Source organism: Shewanella sp. GXUN23E, from assembly GCF_050865035.1.
Classification (GTDB): Bacteria; Pseudomonadota; Gammaproteobacteria; order Enterobacterales; family Shewanellaceae; genus Shewanella.
This window is the reverse complement of sequence record NZ_JBOZWP010000011.1, coordinates 136,624-152,500: the sequence shown is the minus strand read 5'-3', so window position 1 is coordinate 152,500 and position 15,877 is coordinate 136,624. Positions and strand designations below refer to the sequence as shown.

General features: G+C 54.8%; 14 protein-coding genes. 6 read left to right on the top strand and 8 right to left on the bottom strand.

All coding sequences use genetic code 11. The annotated features are described in order from the left end of the window. Positions 1-200 precede the first annotated feature (200 nt). Both ACRRUX_RS11715 and ACRRUX_RS11710 read right to left on the bottom strand, forming a co-directional pair. The gene (locus tag ACRRUX_RS11715) at positions 201-1,163 is read right to left on the bottom strand and encodes a hypothetical protein (protein WP_432530456.1); all 963 of its coding nucleotides are present in this window, start codon (positions 1,161-1,163) and stop codon (positions 201-203) included. A gap of 129 nt (positions 1,164-1,292) precedes the next feature. Next, entirely contained in the window at positions 1,293-1,514 is a 222-nt protein-coding gene (locus tag ACRRUX_RS11710; RefSeq protein ID WP_432530454.1) for a hypothetical protein, read from the bottom strand. A gap of 1,048 nt (positions 1,515-2,562) precedes the next feature. Here ACRRUX_RS11710 and ACRRUX_RS11705 point away from each other — a divergent pair. From ACRRUX_RS11705 to ACRRUX_RS11695, 3 genes are read left to right on the top strand one after another with little or no spacing between them, the layout of a single operon-like run. Continuing rightward, the gene (locus ACRRUX_RS11705; protein WP_432530452.1) at positions 2,563-3,720 is read left to right on the top strand and encodes a proline racemase family protein; all 1,158 of its coding nucleotides are present in this window, start codon (positions 2,563-2,565) and stop codon (positions 3,718-3,720) included. Further along, positions 3,717-4,826 (top strand): M24 family metallopeptidase, encoded by a 1,110-nt coding sequence (locus ACRRUX_RS11700; protein WP_432530450.1) that lies wholly within the window; start codon positions 3,717-3,719, stop codon positions 4,824-4,826. The genes ACRRUX_RS11705 and ACRRUX_RS11700 overlap by 4 nt, the downstream gene beginning before the upstream one ends. 35 nt (positions 4,827-4,861) lie before the next feature. Continuing rightward, the gene (locus ACRRUX_RS11695; RefSeq protein WP_432530448.1) at positions 4,862-5,851 is read left to right on the top strand and encodes an ornithine cyclodeaminase family protein; all 990 of its coding nucleotides are present in this window, start codon (positions 4,862-4,864) and stop codon (positions 5,849-5,851) included. A 286-nt stretch (positions 5,852-6,137) separates the two neighbouring features. Here the strand turns inward: ACRRUX_RS11695 and ACRRUX_RS11690 are convergent, their stop codons facing one another. From ACRRUX_RS11690 to ACRRUX_RS11675, 4 genes are all read right to left on the bottom strand, one after another. Continuing rightward, positions 6,138-6,794: a GntR family transcriptional regulator gene (locus ACRRUX_RS11690; RefSeq protein WP_432530446.1), complete on the bottom strand. Its 657-nt coding sequence runs from the start codon at positions 6,792-6,794 to the stop codon at positions 6,138-6,140. Between the two features lie 239 nt (positions 6,795-7,033). Then, complete coding sequence (locus ACRRUX_RS11685) at positions 7,034-8,548, bottom strand: aldehyde dehydrogenase (NADP(+)) (RefSeq protein WP_432530444.1); 1,515 nt, start codon at positions 8,546-8,548, stop codon at positions 7,034-7,036. Between the two features lie 69 nt (positions 8,549-8,617). Further along, complete coding sequence (locus ACRRUX_RS11680) at positions 8,618-9,619, bottom strand: 4-hydroxyproline epimerase (protein ID WP_432530442.1); 1,002 nt, start codon at positions 9,617-9,619, stop codon at positions 8,618-8,620. A 44-nt stretch (positions 9,620-9,663) separates the two neighbouring features. Continuing rightward, entirely contained in the window at positions 9,664-10,575 is a 912-nt protein-coding gene (locus tag ACRRUX_RS11675; protein WP_432530440.1) for a dihydrodipicolinate synthase family protein, read from the bottom strand. Positions 10,576-10,709: 134 nt separating this feature from the next. Here ACRRUX_RS11675 and ACRRUX_RS11670 point away from each other — a divergent pair, with 134 nt between their 5' ends. Next, the gene (locus ACRRUX_RS11670) at positions 10,710-12,053 is read left to right on the top strand and encodes an NAD(P)/FAD-dependent oxidoreductase (RefSeq protein WP_432530438.1); all 1,344 of its coding nucleotides are present in this window, start codon (positions 10,710-10,712) and stop codon (positions 12,051-12,053) included. Between the two features lie 141 nt (positions 12,054-12,194). On the opposite strand, the gene ACRRUX_RS11665 is transcribed toward ACRRUX_RS11670, so the two are convergent. Beyond that, positions 12,195-12,977 (bottom strand): AcfA family outer membrane beta-barrel protein, encoded by a 783-nt coding sequence (locus tag ACRRUX_RS11665; RefSeq protein WP_432530436.1) that lies wholly within the window; start codon positions 12,975-12,977, stop codon positions 12,195-12,197. A 585-nt stretch (positions 12,978-13,562) separates the two neighbouring features. On the opposite strand from ACRRUX_RS11665, the gene ACRRUX_RS11660 reads away from it, so the two are divergent. Then, entirely contained in the window at positions 13,563-14,189 is a 627-nt protein-coding gene (locus tag ACRRUX_RS11660) for an HAD family hydrolase (RefSeq protein WP_432530434.1), read from the top strand. Positions 14,190-14,225: 36 nt separating this feature from the next. Here ACRRUX_RS11660 and ACRRUX_RS11655 read toward each other — a convergent pair whose 3' ends face one another. Next, positions 14,226-15,299, bottom strand: coding sequence for a bifunctional transcriptional activator/DNA repair enzyme AdaA (locus tag ACRRUX_RS11655; protein WP_432530432.1), 1,074 nt, complete (start codon positions 15,297-15,299; stop codon positions 14,226-14,228). Positions 15,300-15,454: 155 nt separating this feature from the next. Between ACRRUX_RS11655 and ACRRUX_RS11650 the strand changes: the two genes are divergently transcribed. Continuing rightward, a complete protein-coding gene (locus ACRRUX_RS11650) occupies positions 15,455-15,856 on the top strand; it encodes a hypothetical protein (protein ID WP_432530430.1) in 402 nt (133 codons plus the stop codon). Positions 15,857-15,877: the final 21 nt, after the last annotated feature.

Below are 15,877 nucleotides of genomic sequence, written 5' to 3'. Positions count from 1 at the left end.
CTTGTCCGCTGCAATGCTTTGTTATGTTTTATCTTCGCACTAAAAGTCACTTTTTCTTCAGCAGCTTAAAAGCGATTCCGCCTATTGCAATCACTATAGGAGTTGCCACCTCAATAATTTTCTTGATTTTGTGGGACTTGCTAGAGGCACAGGAAGGACAGTAATCGATCTCGTCTTTCTGAAGCTCTCTTTCGCAGCTCTTACATTTCTGCATGTTTTTTCTCCATAAGCTCTGAGGGTTTGATTTCTATCTCTACAACATCTTCTTCAGGATGAATAAGGCTAGAAAATGAACTGGAATCAAATGTTTTTCTATACACAATAAACTGTTTCCAGCCATCTTCTGGGAAGTGGCCATTTATTTTAGGCGCCAATCTTGATCGAACGTATGCTATATCCACGCCCGCTTTTTCTATTTTGCTTAGCCCTTCGTCAACTGAACTTAAAGCCACCTCTCGCTCTTCTAGAAACAAATGGCATCTGGCCAAAGTTTGTAGAGCGCTTAAGCAGGCGGAAAATGACTCAACAGCCATTTTATGGCTTTCTTCAGCCTCTTTAGACTTGTCTCCAATCCAGTTATCAAAAAATGATAGCTTTTGTTCTGGAAGCTCGCTGATCTGTCTCGACAAAGCGCTTGCTGTTTTTTCAAATCCACGCGTCAACTCTGTTATTGCATGTAATGCCAATTGCTCTCTTTTTTCAGAATCATGCATTCCACAAGCTTGGCGAAACAGCGACTTTCCTGTTTCAATTTCTGCAAGACGGTCACCATGAAACTCTTTAAATATCTTGCTTACTTGCTCCTCAATACGGTTTAGCTGCATGGCTATGCTCACTAAAAGAACTTGTGCGCCAACCGCCTTTGCAGCCTTCAACATCGAAGGTCCAACCTCCTGAAATTTCGCATGTTCAACAATTTTTCCATCTTTGTAGAACACGCCTTTCAGATTTCCCTGAGCATCCTTATACAGTTTGGCTCCTTCAGGAGCCAAAACAAGCTTGTAGACCGTATCCTGATTAAGCGCAGAAACGACTTCTGGAAGGCCGGTTATGCAGCGAAGTTCCGATACCAGTGACTTCCTTCTGCGGGTAAATTCTTTTTTTTCACTATCTGAGAGTGATATCTCTTGTGAGAGACTAATTGGGATTATCTCTTTACTCATAGCTCCGTCTCTAGATTTCAATCACTTCAATGAGGATGCGCCAAACATAACGTCCCAAGCAGGGGATTTTATGAGCGCTTTTCAGCGAGTAAAATTCCCGCTGGCTTGGCTTGTTATGTTTTAAAACACTCAATTTAATATCCCAGTATTTATCATTTTCAGGTAGCCGCTTATTAATATGTTGTAGGCAGCAAACAAGCAAATACCAATAACCAAAATAGTTTTACTCCATGAACTAAAACCCTTTGATTCTAGTTTGTGTTCCTTAACGCCCATCACAAACAAGAAGATGGCGGCAACGACAAATAGAACTCCAAAAAAGAATGTAGCGATGGCGGTTATTTTTTCCAATGTCCGATTTCTACCTTAAAACATAACATTTGTATTGTGCGCATGCGCATTTTCTCACCTCTGATCACTTGGCAAAATCTCGCGCAACCCGCTGTTTTTTAGATTGATTTTTAACCTAGCAAAAATCACCTTGGGTGGAAAGTGCGCATGCGCATGATTTGTGCTCGCTTTGTTTCGCGCACTGCTCTTAACCTGATGAAATCGTTCATGTTACAAAAAGTGTTTCAGAAATAGTGCGCACATTATTGACCGTTTTGGGCGGCGAAATCGTCTCGTTTGAAATCATACTGTCCGTACATACAGCTTTTGAGTTTTCGTCATGGCCTATCAATTTCCGTTATGGTTCGGCACATCCATCAATGAGAGTGTCTTAGGGGAAAGCCAACTTTGGGGCATTTACGAGTTGGAGGAATACACCATTCCCCATCAGTGCCGCCGACGACTGCATGGATGCAGAAGGTAGGACGAAGCAGGATGCCAGAGTCGAAGAATGTTGGTGAAAATGGCGTAGCGAGGCATGGCCATTCTCAGGCATCCATGCCTTTCATGGCATTTGGACTCCTGTCCGGCAGATTCCTCGCAGGCTCTGTCGAATCAGGGGCGAGTATCGCGCAGCGATGTGCTTACGAGCGCGAGGCGGGATAGCCGAGCTGGGGGGATTTACAGGGATGTAAATCGAGCGTCTGTCGCGTTAGCCAATTTTCACCATAAATTCGAGGGGCTGTCGGCACCGTCTGGGGCGGCAGGGGGTTTGCAAAGGGGGCGAAGCCGCCTAGTCCCCTTTGCCCGGATGTGGGTTGGAAACCCACGACTTCGGCCAAGCGAAGCTTGGCTATGCCCCTGCCAACGGCAAGTGGACGCAGTCCACTAACACCACGCAACCAACAGACGACACTAAAACCAACCCCATCCACCAGTGCCAACAGGCACCCCAAAAACGCCATCCCGGCAATATGGCCTGATTGCCGCTCAAACTTGCATCAACCTTTCGCATATTGTATACAATTAACCCTCATCATGATTACACCGTGTATGGAACCTTCAGGCAATGACTGACTCCCAGGGAATGAGCAACTCACAGGCCGATAAGCCAGATACAGCGGCGGCCAATAGCACTGCTTCAACAGACAAAGGCAGCAATGCCAATGCAAACCGCAATGCCTTTGCCAACTGGCAGCCCCGGGCTGGCATGGCCCAAATCACCACCCTGGAAATGCACACCGGCGGCGAGCCACTGCGCATCATCACCTCGGGCTTTCCGAAACTGAAAGGCGACACCATTCTGGCCAAGCGGCAGGACTGCCTGGCCAATCATGATGAGTTGCGCAGGGCGCTGATGTTTGAGCCTCGTGGTCATGCGGATATGTATGGCGCGCTGATCGTCGAGCCAGAGCGCGCAGGCAGTGATTTTGGCGTGCTGTTTCTGCACAACGAGGGTTACAGCAGCATGTGCGGCCATGCCATTATTGCGCTGTCCAAGGCGGCGGTGGAGGCGGGTGTTATCGAGGCCAATGAAGGGGTTAACCCGCTGCGCATCGATGCGCCGGCAGGCTTGATTCACTCATGGGTGACGGTCACAGGGGGCAAGGTCAGTCATATCGAGTTTGATAATGTGCCCTCCTGGCTGGCGCAGGCCGATATCAGCCTGCAGGTCGCAGGCATAGGTGAAGTCAGTGTCGATTTAGCTTATGGCGGCGCCTTTTATGCCTATGTGGATGCCGACGCTATCGACCTCAGACTTGAGCCCGACAATACCAACCAGATTATCGACTGGGGCAAGCGCATTAAGGCGGCAGTGATTGCCTGTGAAGATCCCCGCACGGCCACAGTCCATCCCCTTGAGGCGGATTTAAGCTTCCTCTACGGGGTGATTTTTACCTCCCAACGCCAGAAAACCCACAGCGGCTCTCACAGCCGCCATGTGTGTATTTTTGCCGAAGGCGAACTGGACAGAAGCCCCACAGGCACAGGCGTCAGTGGCCGCGCCGCCATCGAATATGCCAGGGAACGATTGCAAACCGGCGAGCGCCTGCAAATCGAGAGCATTCTGGGATCACCCTTTACCGTTACGGCCACATGCCAGACTGACTTTGCCGGCATTGCCGCGCTCAATACCCGGGTCGCCGGAACTGCCCATGTCATTGGTCAGCACAGTTTTTATCTGGACGGCGCCGATCCCCTCAACACAGGATTTATTTTTCGATGAACACTCAATTGCAACCCGTACTGGAAAAGAGACAGGCCGCCCTGCGCGCAGGGATGGCCGCGCGCGGGCTGGACAGCCTGCTGCTGTTTGGCTATGAGAATATTCGTTATATCAGTGGCTTTTCCGGCCATGCTGCCTATCTGGTGCTGTCACAGCAGGATGCCTTTTTAATCTCAGATTACCGCTATGCCGAGCGCGCCAAAGCCGAGAGTGTCGGGGTTGAGGTGATCTGCCGCGACCGCGATAACGAATCCCTTGGGCATTGCATCAACCGCTTCCTCACCCCACAAACCAAAGTCGGTTTTGAGGCGGCGCATATGGATGTCGCGACCTGGCAGGCCATCGCGGCTGAGCTGGCGGGCAAGTTTACCAGCGACCAACTTAAGCCAGTTACCGGCATGGTCGAGCGCATGCGCATGGTCAAGGATGAGTGGGAAGTGGCGCAGATCCGCGCTGCGGCCGCCATTGCCGACGAGGCGCTGGCGCAAACTTTGCCACTGTTCAAAGCCGGCGTCAGCGAGCGGGATCTGGCGCTGGAGCTGGAGTACCGGATGCAAAAGCTGGGCTCTGAAGGCATGTCGTTTGACACCATTTTGCTGTTTGCCCAGCGTAGCTCCATGCCCCACGGCAGCCCTTCTGCCCAAACCCTGAAATCCGGCGACTTTATCACCCTGGATTTCGGCGCTGTGGTTAATGGTTACCGCTCGGACATGACCCGCAGCTATCTCTATGGTGAGGCTTCAGACAAGCAAATTGCTATCTACAACACAGTGGCCGAGGCGCAGCAGGCCGCCATGGACACAGTGAAAGCCGGGGTGCCCGCCATCGAGGCACTGAATGCCAGCAACCGCATTTTGCAGGCCTCACCATTTGCCGAATTCGTCGGCGAGGGACTGGGCCATGGGGTCGGCCTGTTCCTGCACGAGCAGCCTTTTATCAAACCCGGCTGTGACCATGTGCTGCAGGCAGGCAATATCATCACCATAGAGCCGGGCATTTATATCCCGGGCTATGGCGGCGTGCGCCTTGAGGAGGACATTCTGGTGACAGACACTGGCTATGAACTGCTGACCCGCGCGCCCAAGCCGATGATTTTAGAGCCCTAAGGGCTGACAGCCTTAACACATTAAGAGATCAGGGAATGAAGATTATCGACAGGGAGCAGGTGGCCGCCTCGCTCAGTTACCAGAGCTTGTTGCCCGCGCTGCTGCAGAGTTTCGCCGGCCAGTTCACCATGCCCAGACGCCAGGTGTTTGAACTGGCACCGGGCGACGGCAGCCACAACGCTTTTGCCCTGCTGCCCGCCTGGGATGAAGAGGTCATTGGGGTGAAATCCTTTACCTATTTCCCAAACAATGCCAGCGAAGGCTACGACTCCCTGTACTCCAAAATCATGCTGTTTGACCGTCGCCATGGCGTCCCCCTGGCTCTGGTTGACGGCAGCAGCGTGACCCTGTGGCGCACCTCGGCGGTATCGGCGCTGACGGCGGATATGCTCGCCCGCCCCGATGCGCGCCATCTGGTGCTATTTGGCACAGGCAAGCTGGCCAGCTATATGATTAAGGCGCACCTGAGCGTGCGCGACTATAACAAGGTGACCATTATTGGCCGCAGTGCCGACAAGGTCAGGGCGTTGCTGGCCGAATTACAGCCGCAGCGCCCGGATATTCACTGGTGCGCGGGCCAGAGCGATGAGGCCACCCTCGCCAGTGCCGATACCATCAGCTGCGCCACCGGCAGCCCAACACCGCTGTTTGACGGCAACTGGCTCTCCCCCGGTACCCATGTGGATTTGATTGGCAATCACCATGCTCACTGTCGCGAGTGCGACAGCACCAGCATAGTGCGCAGCCGGGTGTTTGTAGACAGTAAAACCAATGTACTGAACGAAGCCGGTGAGCTGCTTATTCCCATCAGTGAGGGAGTATTTGATGAGGGGCAGATCTGCGCAGAACTGGCCGAGCTGTGCGCCGCCAGAGTGAAGGCTGACGGGCAACACGAGCATGCACTGGGTAGCACGCCGGGCCGCCAGTCAGAGGCAGAGATCACCCTGTTCAAGTCAGTGGGCACCGCCCTGTCGGATCTGGTGGCCGCCAATCTGGTGTATAAACTCACCGCCCGTGTCGACTGATGACGTGAACAAAGCGACTGAAGCCACGGACAAAAGCGATAAAAGCCACTCACCACAGAGGTCACATAGAATTAAGAGAAGAGAAGCGCGCTGAATACCGTCTTTGCTTTTCCTCTGTGACCTCGGTGCAGCGAAGCGCTCTGTGGTGTGAGCGTTAAAACAGAAAAGCACTTAACCACAGAGGACACTGAGAACACAGAGAAGAGCGTGGGACCTCTGTGCAGCGAAGTGCTCTGTGGTGAAAACCGTTAAGGCGACTCACCACAGAGTGTAAAAAGCAGGGGGATCAGATACTGCCATCGCGCATCATGGCTTTGATTTCATTGCCGGCGCTGAGGATATGGTGTTTGAGCAGACTGCAGGCCTGCTCGATTTGGCCGTGACGACACAGATCGATCAGCTGTCTGTGCTCGCCGCCGGATTTCTTGATGCCATCGGCCAGCAGCAGGTGCAGGCTGATATAGCGGTCGGCATTCTTGTTCAGATTGCCGACAATATCCATGGTCTGGGGCCGTCTGGCGCCCTTGTACAGAAACAGGTGAAAGCGGGTATTGAGTTCAGCCCATTGATTAATACTGCCATCGGCAAATGCCTGCTCCAGTGCTGCCAATTGCAGTTCGGCCTCATCAAAATCGGCGGCGGTCATATTGGGCACAGAGCGCGCCAGCAAATCGGTTTCCAGCAGCACCCGCATATCGCACAGCTCATCCAGATAGTCGGCATCCAGCTCAGTGACCGTGGCGCCCTTGTGGGCCTGAAACTTCACCAGACCTTCAGCTTCCAGCTGCAACAGCGCCTCGCGCACCGGAATGCGGCTGACATCCAGTTCCTCGGCCAGCGCCGCCTGGCGCAGTGGCTGGCCTGCGGTCAGTTCACCCGACAGAATTTTCTCGCGAATGGCATCCACCACAAACTGAGTACGAGTCTTGTAGGTAATCTTCATGGTCACTTTGCATTTTGTATAAAAAGTCTGAGCAGTGTATGTAACTCATTAAAAAAAGGCCAGACAGTGCTGGCCCTGAAAGGAAGTGGCGGAATGAAATCTCCAACGCCTGAGCTTGTTGAAAGCCAAAACTTCTGACAACAAAAGCCTCGGAATGCCTGAGCCATCAGCCAGACACCTACTCCCAACATCCCTGCTGGCAACAGCACAGATAGCCGCAGCAGCGATGCAGATAACGCCTATTCAGCCAGTGTTGATGGCGTATTCTGCAGACACAAAGGCCGCTGGAAACGCGCAATCGCCTGACTGCCCACCGAGGTGCTGCGCACATCGGTGGAACTGGGGAACGGGCCGCCGTGCATCATGGCATCACACACCTCCACCCCGGTAGGCATCTGGTTGAAGATAAGCCTGCCAACCAGATAGGACAGGGACTCAACCAGATTGCGGTTGGCCGCAATAAGTGCATCGCTGCCATGGATGCTGGCGGTCAGCTGACCTTCCAGTCCGGCCAGCAGCTGCTCAAGCTCAGCCGTATCTTTATAGGTCACCATCAGCGCGGCCGGACCAAACACCTCCTGATGCAGCGCTTTATTGGCCATAAACTCAACGGCAGAAGTCACAAACACCTGAGTGCTGCAGCGCTTATCCTCGCCCTGACCACTGGCCAGCAAAGTGGCGTGGCGATGCAACCGCGCACAGCCCTGCTGATAAGCACTGAGGATAGCCGGCGTCAGCATGGGCTGGGGCGCAGCGTGCTCCACCTCGCGGGCCACCGCCTGAGCAAAGGCATCAGCTTCAGATTCGCTCACCAGCCACAATCCCGGATTGGTACAGAACTGCCCGGCGCCCAGATTCAGCGAGCCGACAAAGGTAGCGGCCAGCGCAGCGTCATTGCCATTGTCACCCTGCTTGCCTGAAGAGACCGCCCCCGGCAGCAGCAGCTGCGGGTTGATAGAGCCCAGCTCGCCATAGAAGGGGATTGGCTGCTGGCGCTGCCTGATACTCTCCTGCAGCGCCATGCCCACAGCATACGAGCCGGTAAAACCCACCGCCTGCATGCGCGGATGCTGCACCAGCCCATGGCTGATGTCATAGTCTTTACTCTGCAGCAGTTGATACACACCGGCTGGCATATTGCAGCGGGCAATCGCAGCTTCTATGGCCTGAGCCACGATTTCACTGGTCCCCGGATGGGCCGTATGGGCCTTGTATACCACAGGGCAACCGGCCGCCAACGCCGAGGCGGTATCGCCACCGGCAGCGCTGAAGGCCAGCGGAAAATTACTGGCGCCAAACACCGCCACCGGGCCCAGGGGGATGGTCTTCAGCTTAAGATCCGGCCTTGGCAGCGGCGTGCGCTCAGGCAGCGGCTGATCCTGGGCGATATAGTCATCGTCCCTGCGCAGATTGCCGGCAAACAGCCGCAGCTGACCGACAGTGCGACCCAGCTCGCCTTTGATGCGCAGCTCAGGCAGGCCGGTTTCCAGCGGCGTGCGAGCCACCAGCTCAGCTTCTCTGGCCTGCAGCTCATCGGCAATACCACTGAGGAAGGCGGCGCGATCGGCGCGGCTGACCTGCCGATATTGCAGAAATGCCTGCCACGCCTGCTCACAGGCCTGCAGCAGCTGCGCCTGACTGATATTGTGGAACTGCGGCGCCATAACGCTGTGGTCCAGCGCATTGATGGCGGTGAAACTGCCCTGCTCGCCGGCCACCCATTGATTATTGATAAAACTGAGTCCACTCAGCATCCTGTTTCCTCCAGGGAAGGTACGAACAAGTCCTCGCAGAGCACCCACGGGACTGGCTCGCACCTTTCCTTAAACTAATTGAAATCCGTTGACATAAGGATCGTCGTCGTCCACCAGGATCTGGTTGTAGCCGGTGACTTTGGCCCAGCCCTGAATGGAGGGGCGGATGGCGGTGACGCCGCCGATTTCGGTGACCTCTTCTATGGTGCCAACGAACTGACTGCCGATGATGGACTCGTGCACAAACCGCTCACCCGGCTGCAACCGGCCACGGGCATGCAACTGGGCCATGCGCGCCGAGGTGCCGGTGCCACAGGGGCTGCGATCAATCGCCTTGTCGCCGTAAAACACCGCGTTGGCCACGCTGGAGCCAGGTGTTTTGGGTTTGCCGCTCCAGAGCACATGGCTCAGGCCGCGCACCTTGGGGTCCTCCACATGCACGCACTCTACCGCCTTACCGGCTATCTCGCGCACCAGCGGGCTGTATTTGAGGATCTCCCCCGGCGTCCACTGATCTATGCCGGGGAAGTTTGGCTGCGGCTCGATAATGGCGTAAAAGTTGCCGCCATAGGCGATATCCAGGGTGATACGCCCCAGTTCAGGCACGTCAATTTCAATGTCTTTGTGGGCCAGATAGGCCGGCACATTGAAGATTTTGACCCAGTCCACCTTATCGCCGGTCATCTGATATTCCACCCGGATCTGCCCGGCCGGCACATCGATCACCAGCTTGCCCGGCACACGGGGCTTGAGCAGCCCGGCCTGCAGCGCGGCGGTAATGGTGCCTATGGTGCCGTGACCGCACATGGGCAGGCAGCCGGAGGTTTCGATAAACAGGATGGACGCATCGGCGTTGTCACTGCAGGGCGGATAGAGGAAGGAGCCGGACATCATGTCGTGGCCCCTTGGCTCGAACATCAGCGACTGGCGGATCCAGTCAAATTCCCGCATGAAGTGCAGCCGCTTGTCGCCCATGGTCTCGCCTTCCAGCACCGGATGACCCGAAGTCACCAGCCGCACCGGATTGCCACAGGTATGGGCATCAATACAGAAAAAGGTACCTTTATTCATCAGCATACTCCTTGAGCCGGGACACAACCCCGGCTCCGGTGAGCTCAAAGCCCAAATTTGCTCAGATCGACACGGCTTTGCAGTGCTTCACGGTAGATACGCTCCACATAGGCGCGCTCTTCCCCCGCCAGCGGCAGACGCGGTGCCCGCACCCGCTCAGAGCCGCGACCGGCCAGTTGCTCGGCGAACTTGATGCACTGCACCAGGGTTGGAATGGTATCCAGCCGCAGCAAAGGCAGGAACCAGCGCCAGATCTCCAGCGCTTCCTGATAGCGGCCCTGCTGCGCCAGGGTGTAAATGGCCACCGACTCGCGGGGGAATACGTTGGTCAGCCCGGAGATCCAGCCGGTCGCGCCCAGCATCAGGCTCTCCAGCGCGATATCATCCACCCCGCTAAACACGATAAAGCGATCACCAAAGGCGTTGTACAGCTCGGTGATGCGGCGGGTGTCAGTGGTGGACTCCTTGATGGCAACTATGTTGGGCTCATTGGCCAGCACCCGCATGCCGTCAATGGACACATCCACGCCGTAGGACACAGGGTTGTTGTAGATCATGATGGGCAAAGCAGTGGCGCGGGCGACAGTCTGGTAATGTACCAGCGCCTCAGCTTCGGTGGAGCGGTACACCATGCCCGGCAGCACCATCAGGCCATTGACGCCAATCGCTTCTGCATCTTGGGCAAACTGCACCGCGGCGGCTGTGGTGGTCTCGGCCACACCGCAGATCACCGGCACCCGCCCGGCAACCACTTCCACCGCAGCGCGCATCACCTGGCGCTTTTCTTCGGCCGACAGCTGACAGTTTTCACCCACTGTGCCGCACACAATAATGCCGTGTACGCCATCCTGAATAAGGCTTTCCCACATGCTGGCGTTCTGCTCAAAATCGATGGAATCATCCGCCTTAAACTGGGTTGATACCGCCGGATATACCCCTTGCCAATCTGGTCTCATTGACTTGTTGCTCCTGAAAAATACTGACTGAACATGCTGACACCCAGCCGCCACTAAAAATGGGGGGCTGGGTGATTGACTGTTTTTCAAGCTAGAGTATATTGTATACAAAATCAAGCGATCTTTTAACAAACATGACAACACAGCAACAACAAGCACCCGCACTGACTTCCGAGCCTGATCAGAGTGCATCTCCGGGTGCAGCTAAGGACTCAGCGCGGGATACCAGCCATAGCGCATCCCGGCATTGCATTGTGGTGGGCGCCGGGGTGATCGGCCTGTGCACCGCCATTGCGCTGCAGCGTCAGGGGGTGCAGGTGACTCTGGTCGACAGGCTCGGCATCGGTGAAGGTTGCTCCAAAGGCAACGCCGGACACTTTGCCACCGAGCAGGTATTCCCGCTGGCGCAGGCATCCCTGTTGCCGCAGTTGCCGCGTATGTTGCTCGATCCTCTGGGGGCGCTGCGCATCAGTCCTGGCTATATGTTCAGGGCGATCCCCTGGTTTATGCGATTTCTGGCCAATATGCGCCCGGCCGTATTCAAACGAAATACCGCCTCACTGCGGGCGCTGAATGAGGGTGCACTGGCTGCCTGGGAGCGATTGGTCAGCCAGTCGAACTGCCGCGAACTGCTCATCCGCCACGGCAGTTTGCTGACCTTTGAGTCCCCCAGCCTGAGCACAGCCAGAGCCATTCAGGCCATGTATCAAAGTCAGGAGGTCGAAGTGGAGCTGCTGGAGCGCGATGCCCTTGATGCTCTGCAACCCGGACTGCACGGCAATATCACCCATGCGCTGCACTTCACTCAGGTGGGGCATACCTCCAGCCCTTATCAGCTCAGTCAGGCACTGTATCGCCACGCCTGTGAATTGGGCGTGACCTTTATGCAGGCCGAAGTGATCCGCATTGATGCGCATAATGAGAAAGTGCAGCTGGTGACCGACCTTGGTCTGCTGACCGCCGACAGCCTGGTGGTTTGCACCGGCGCATTTTCCAAATCCCTGTGCCAGGGACTGGGATATCAAGTGCCACTGGATACCGAGCGCGGCTATCACTATATGGTCAGCAGCGAGCACATGCCGCTTATGCCGATCACCTCCTATGAGAAGAAGTTCATTCTCACCCCCATGAGTGACGGGCTGCGGCTGGCCGGTACGGTGGAGTTTGCCGGACTGGCGCAGGCGCCCAACTATGTGCGGGCCGACAGGCTGAGGCAGTTGGGGGAAAGTATCTGGCCGGAGTTGCGGGATGATAAGCACGATGCAGATAAACGCTGGATGGGCTTTCGGCCGACATTGCCGGATTCATTGCCGGTGATTGGCAAGGCGCCGGGGCATGACAGGGTATTTTTCAATTTCGGCCATCAGCATCTGGGGCTGACACTGGCGGCGTTCAGTGCTGAGCTGCTGGCAGACGAACTACTGGGGAACACTCCGGCGGTCAGCCTGAGGCCCTATTCCATCGCCCGCTTTAACTGATCTCAACCATGAAAACAAAAAGGCATGGCTTCAAATTGAGGGGGAAGCCATGCCCAATACCCAGGAAATCGGTATAAAGAGGAAAATAATGAGATGAAACAAGGAGTCAGACGCAGGCCGACTCCGAAGTCAAAGCCGGGATCAGAACTGATAAGTTGCGCTGAACAGCAGTTCGCTGGCGTTAGCAACATGGTCAATCTGATACTGAGCGGTCACACCCAGATCCAGGCCTTTGTAAACGTTGTAGTTCAAACCAACACTGGCAATACCACCCACGGCATTTTCAGTACGGTGTTCACCACCCACGCGGGAAACAGTTTGTTCAATATCATCGTTGGCAACCGCTTCATATTCATCGGCGCTGCCTGAGGTGTAGTGATACTGAGTCATGGTCAGACCCAGACCGGTTTTCAGGGTCAGGCTGTCAGTCAGTGGCATAAAGTACACAGGCTTGATGATGTACTGATGTGCCTTGGTGTTGGCATCCCAACCACGTTCATGGGTAGCATCAACAGCACCGGCGCCATTGCCGAAGTCGTGTTTGGTCACACCCATGTTTTCGCCATGAGAATCTTTGGCCTTGTACTGGTTGTAGCCAAATTCCACACCGAAGTTGTTTTCGAAACGATAACCGATGAAGGCACCACCGATATCAGTGCGGCCGCCGGGCTTGAGGTTGACATTGTCACCGGCAAAATTGGTATGAATATCCTGATCTACCGCGCCGATACCATATTCCAGACCAGCGTAAATACCGCTGTTGCTTTTTACTGGCAGTTCAACTTCATCGCCTACTGCCATCACTTCTACGCCATTGGGAGAGTCCACTTCAACTGCAGCAACATCATATTCCACGTTGGCATTCTGGGCGGCAAATACAGCTGGGCTCATCACCAGCAATGGCAGTAAATAACGTTTCTTCATAACAACACCTTTCATCTTGGTCTATGAAGGAACAACGCACTCCACAAGGACTAGTTTATTCCCTCTTTACTGCAAGCCTATGATACGCCTGCAAACTTTGATGGAGAGTCTAGAACGCTGCAGATGAAAGGCCTGTGTCGCAGCTATTAAGTTTTTTTCACCGGGGAACCAGGACAACTCACTGAAACTGAATAAGAAGTTTGATGACAGGCAGCAGGCTATGCGGGACAATTGCGGCTTTACACAATATCTATCTGCTTTTTATTCATGTCTTCTTTGCAGTCAATCAATCGTAAAACCAAATGGCTAGAGCTTTCAACGTCATACGGGATGCTCGTTGTGGCCCTGATGGTACCCGGCATGATTGGTGCAATTCTGGGTTTCAGCTATGGGGTATCGACTCTGAACGCCGTGGCAGGATCAGAATCCTGGCTTTGGCAGTCATGGCATATTTTCGATCACTTTTTTGTCGGTCTGATCTGGGGTGTTTGCGTCGGAGTGGGCTTTATCAGAATTTTCAGAAGATTAGTCAAACGACTCTGTCAGGGTTAACATTGCCGCCAATACCTTTCTGAATAAAACCGGATGATGGATCTCGCGCTATTTGATTTCGATGGCACCATGACAGATACCGACAGCTTCAGCACCTTCATTCATCTGTCCACCTCAAACAGGCGCAAACTGGCGTTTGCCCTGCCATTGCTGAGCGCCAAATGGGGTTATCAATCTGGGCTGATGTCAGCGTCCAGCGCCCGTCATATCGCGCTGAAATATGCGTTGGGAGGCAAAGATGCCAAGACCATGCAACAGCAGGGCGAGTGGTATGCGCACACCCTGCTGCCGGGATTTATCCGCCCGCAGGCACAGCGGGCGATAGCGTGGCACAGGCAAAGAGGCGATACCCTGGTGCTGGTATCAGCTTCGCTGGATCTGTACCTGCAGCCCTGGACTCAGGCGCAGAATATGCAGCTGCTGTGCTCCCGGGTAGAAACCCGCAATGGCAGACTGACCGGCAACTATCTGGGCAAAGACTGCTGCTGCGCTGAAAAAGCCCGCCGCATCCGGGAGACATTCGATTTAGCCGCATTTAACGCTATTCATGCCTATGGCGACACCAGTGAAGACAGCGACATGCTGGCACTGGCCGATCACGCCTGGCTGGCATGGCGCCAGATAACGCAGTCGGATAAATCTGCGTCACTGCAGCTGTAACTGCCCGTTTTCGTCAATCACCAATGCTGTACGCCACTAAAATTCAAGGGTGAATACCTTACCTGCCACTTTGGCTTCGTGCGTCAGCAGCCAGCGTTTACGCTCAAGACCACCGGCATAGCCCACCAGCTTGCCATCTTTGCCTATGACTCTGTGACAGGGAATGATAATTGCCAGCCGATTCATGCCATTGGCTGTAGCCACCGCCCGCACCGCCTTGGGATTACCCAGCTTTTCTGCCTGCTGCTGATAGCTGGCGGTATCGCCATAATCAATCTGCTGCAGTGCCTGCCACACCCTGTTCTGAAACTCAGTGCCGGGGGTGTGCAGCGCAATATCAAAGGTCTGCCGCTCACCGGCAAAGTATTCAGCCAGCTGAGCTTTGGCCTGACGGATAAAGGTGTTTTCCCCGGCCAGAATGCAGGTCTTGAGGCGACGCTGCAGATCTTCAAATTCGGTCTCCAACATGCGCCGGTCAACAAACTCCAGCAGACACAGCCCCTGCTCGCTGGCGCAGGCAAACATGGGCCCCAAAGGGGTGGTAAAGCGATCGATCAGCAATGGTGATGTAGTGAGCTCGCTCGGCGCCTTGCCTGTGTATTTTTTGAAGGTGTAACCGAAACCGCTGAGCGAGTCATAGCCTGAATCAAAGGCGGAATCGGTGGCGCTGCGGCCCTGTTTAAGTTCTGTCATGGCGTTGTTTATCCGGTACATACGCTGGAATGCCTGAAAGGTCATGCCATAGTGTTTATTGAACCAGCGGCGGATTTTCTCCGGTGCTATGCCCATTTGCCGCAACCGGGCATCACCGACCTTCTGTTTGGGATTGGCCCGCACCTCTTCGATGGCCCGGGCAATCTCCGCCGGTGCCTGACAGGCATTTTCCGCCGGCCGGCACACTTTACAGGGACGATAACCATTGTCCATGGCGCTTTTTAATGTGTCGAAAAACTCCACATTTTCGCGCCTGGGTTTACGGGCCCGGCAGGTAGCAATGCAGAAGATGGAGGTGGTCTTTACCCCCACATAAAAACTGCCCAGATAGCTGGCGTCTCTGGCGATCAGCGCCTGATAGTATCTGTCCTGCAACTGCTTGTCTTCAATCCGCATCAACTGGCCTCCCGCTGTTCCTGCCATCACCTTAACGAGTTTGACAAGGGGGTAACAACCGAAATCTGAACAAGTATTTTTTGGCAATCAGGTTTTGGCAAGCCGCGCAAAGCGATGCACAATGGCAGGCAAATTAATCAAAAAACAGTCAGCCCATGAATAAAGTCCTGTATGTACCCGCTCATTTTCAGACCCTGCCCGGCAAGGCCGCCGATGCCTGGTCGAAAAAGAAATCCCCCGGAGAGTCTGACTCGCTGGTCGATGGTGAACGTCTGAGCCGGGATATTGCTGCTGCCGTGGAAACCCTGAATACCGAGGGTTACGAGGTGCAGTCAATCATGCCTATTACCTCAGGTAAATATGATTTCGCGGCGATCCACGGCTCCGGCAGCGTCTTTGAAAGCGGCGGCTATGGTTATGGTTACAGTTTTACCCAGGGCGTCACCATTATCGCCCGGCGTATCGAGCCTAAATCTGCGGTGATGGATGCTGCCAGGATACAGGAAGAAAATGAACTGAACCCGCTGCCGCTGTTTGATCAGGACTCGGAAATCTGATCGCTGGGCCGCGAGGTGAGT

Excerpts from the sequence above, each read along its gene's own strand:
- ACRRUX_RS11675 (WP_432530440.1), bottom strand. The coding sequence starts at position 10,575 with ATGAGACCAGATTGGCAAGGGGTATATCCGGCGGTATCAACCCAGTTT.
- ACRRUX_RS11670 (WP_432530438.1), top strand. The coding sequence starts at position 10,710 with ATGACAACACAGCAACAACAAGCACCCGCACTGACTTCCGAGCCTGAT.
- ACRRUX_RS11705 (WP_432530452.1), top strand. The coding sequence starts at position 2,563 with ATGACTGACTCCCAGGGAATGAGCAACTCACAGGCCGATAAGCCAGAT.
- ACRRUX_RS11715 (WP_432530456.1), bottom strand. The coding sequence starts at position 1,163 with ATGAGTAAAGAGATAATCCCAATTAGTCTCTCACAAGAGATATCACTC.
- ACRRUX_RS11660 (WP_432530434.1), top strand. The coding sequence starts at position 13,563 with ATGATGGATCTCGCGCTATTTGATTTCGATGGCACCATGACAGATACC.
- ACRRUX_RS11665 (WP_432530436.1), bottom strand. The coding sequence starts at position 12,977 with ATGAAGAAACGTTATTTACTGCCATTGCTGGTGATGAGCCCAGCTGTA.
- ACRRUX_RS11695 (WP_432530448.1), top strand. The coding sequence starts at position 4,862 with ATGAAGATTATCGACAGGGAGCAGGTGGCCGCCTCGCTCAGTTACCAG.
- ACRRUX_RS11685 (WP_432530444.1), bottom strand. The coding sequence starts at position 8,548 with ATGCTGAGTGGACTCAGTTTTATCAATAATCAATGGGTGGCCGGCGAG.
- ACRRUX_RS11690 (WP_432530446.1), bottom strand. The coding sequence starts at position 6,794 with ATGAAGATTACCTACAAGACTCGTACTCAGTTTGTGGTGGATGCCATT.
- ACRRUX_RS11680 (WP_432530442.1), bottom strand. The coding sequence starts at position 9,619 with ATGAATAAAGGTACCTTTTTCTGTATTGATGCCCATACCTGTGGCAAT.
- ACRRUX_RS11655 (WP_432530432.1), bottom strand. The coding sequence starts at position 15,299 with ATGCGGATTGAAGACAAGCAGTTGCAGGACAGATACTATCAGGCGCTG.
- ACRRUX_RS11700 (WP_432530450.1), top strand. The coding sequence starts at position 3,717 with ATGAACACTCAATTGCAACCCGTACTGGAAAAGAGACAGGCCGCCCTG.
- ACRRUX_RS11650 (WP_432530430.1), top strand. The coding sequence starts at position 15,455 with ATGAATAAAGTCCTGTATGTACCCGCTCATTTTCAGACCCTGCCCGGC.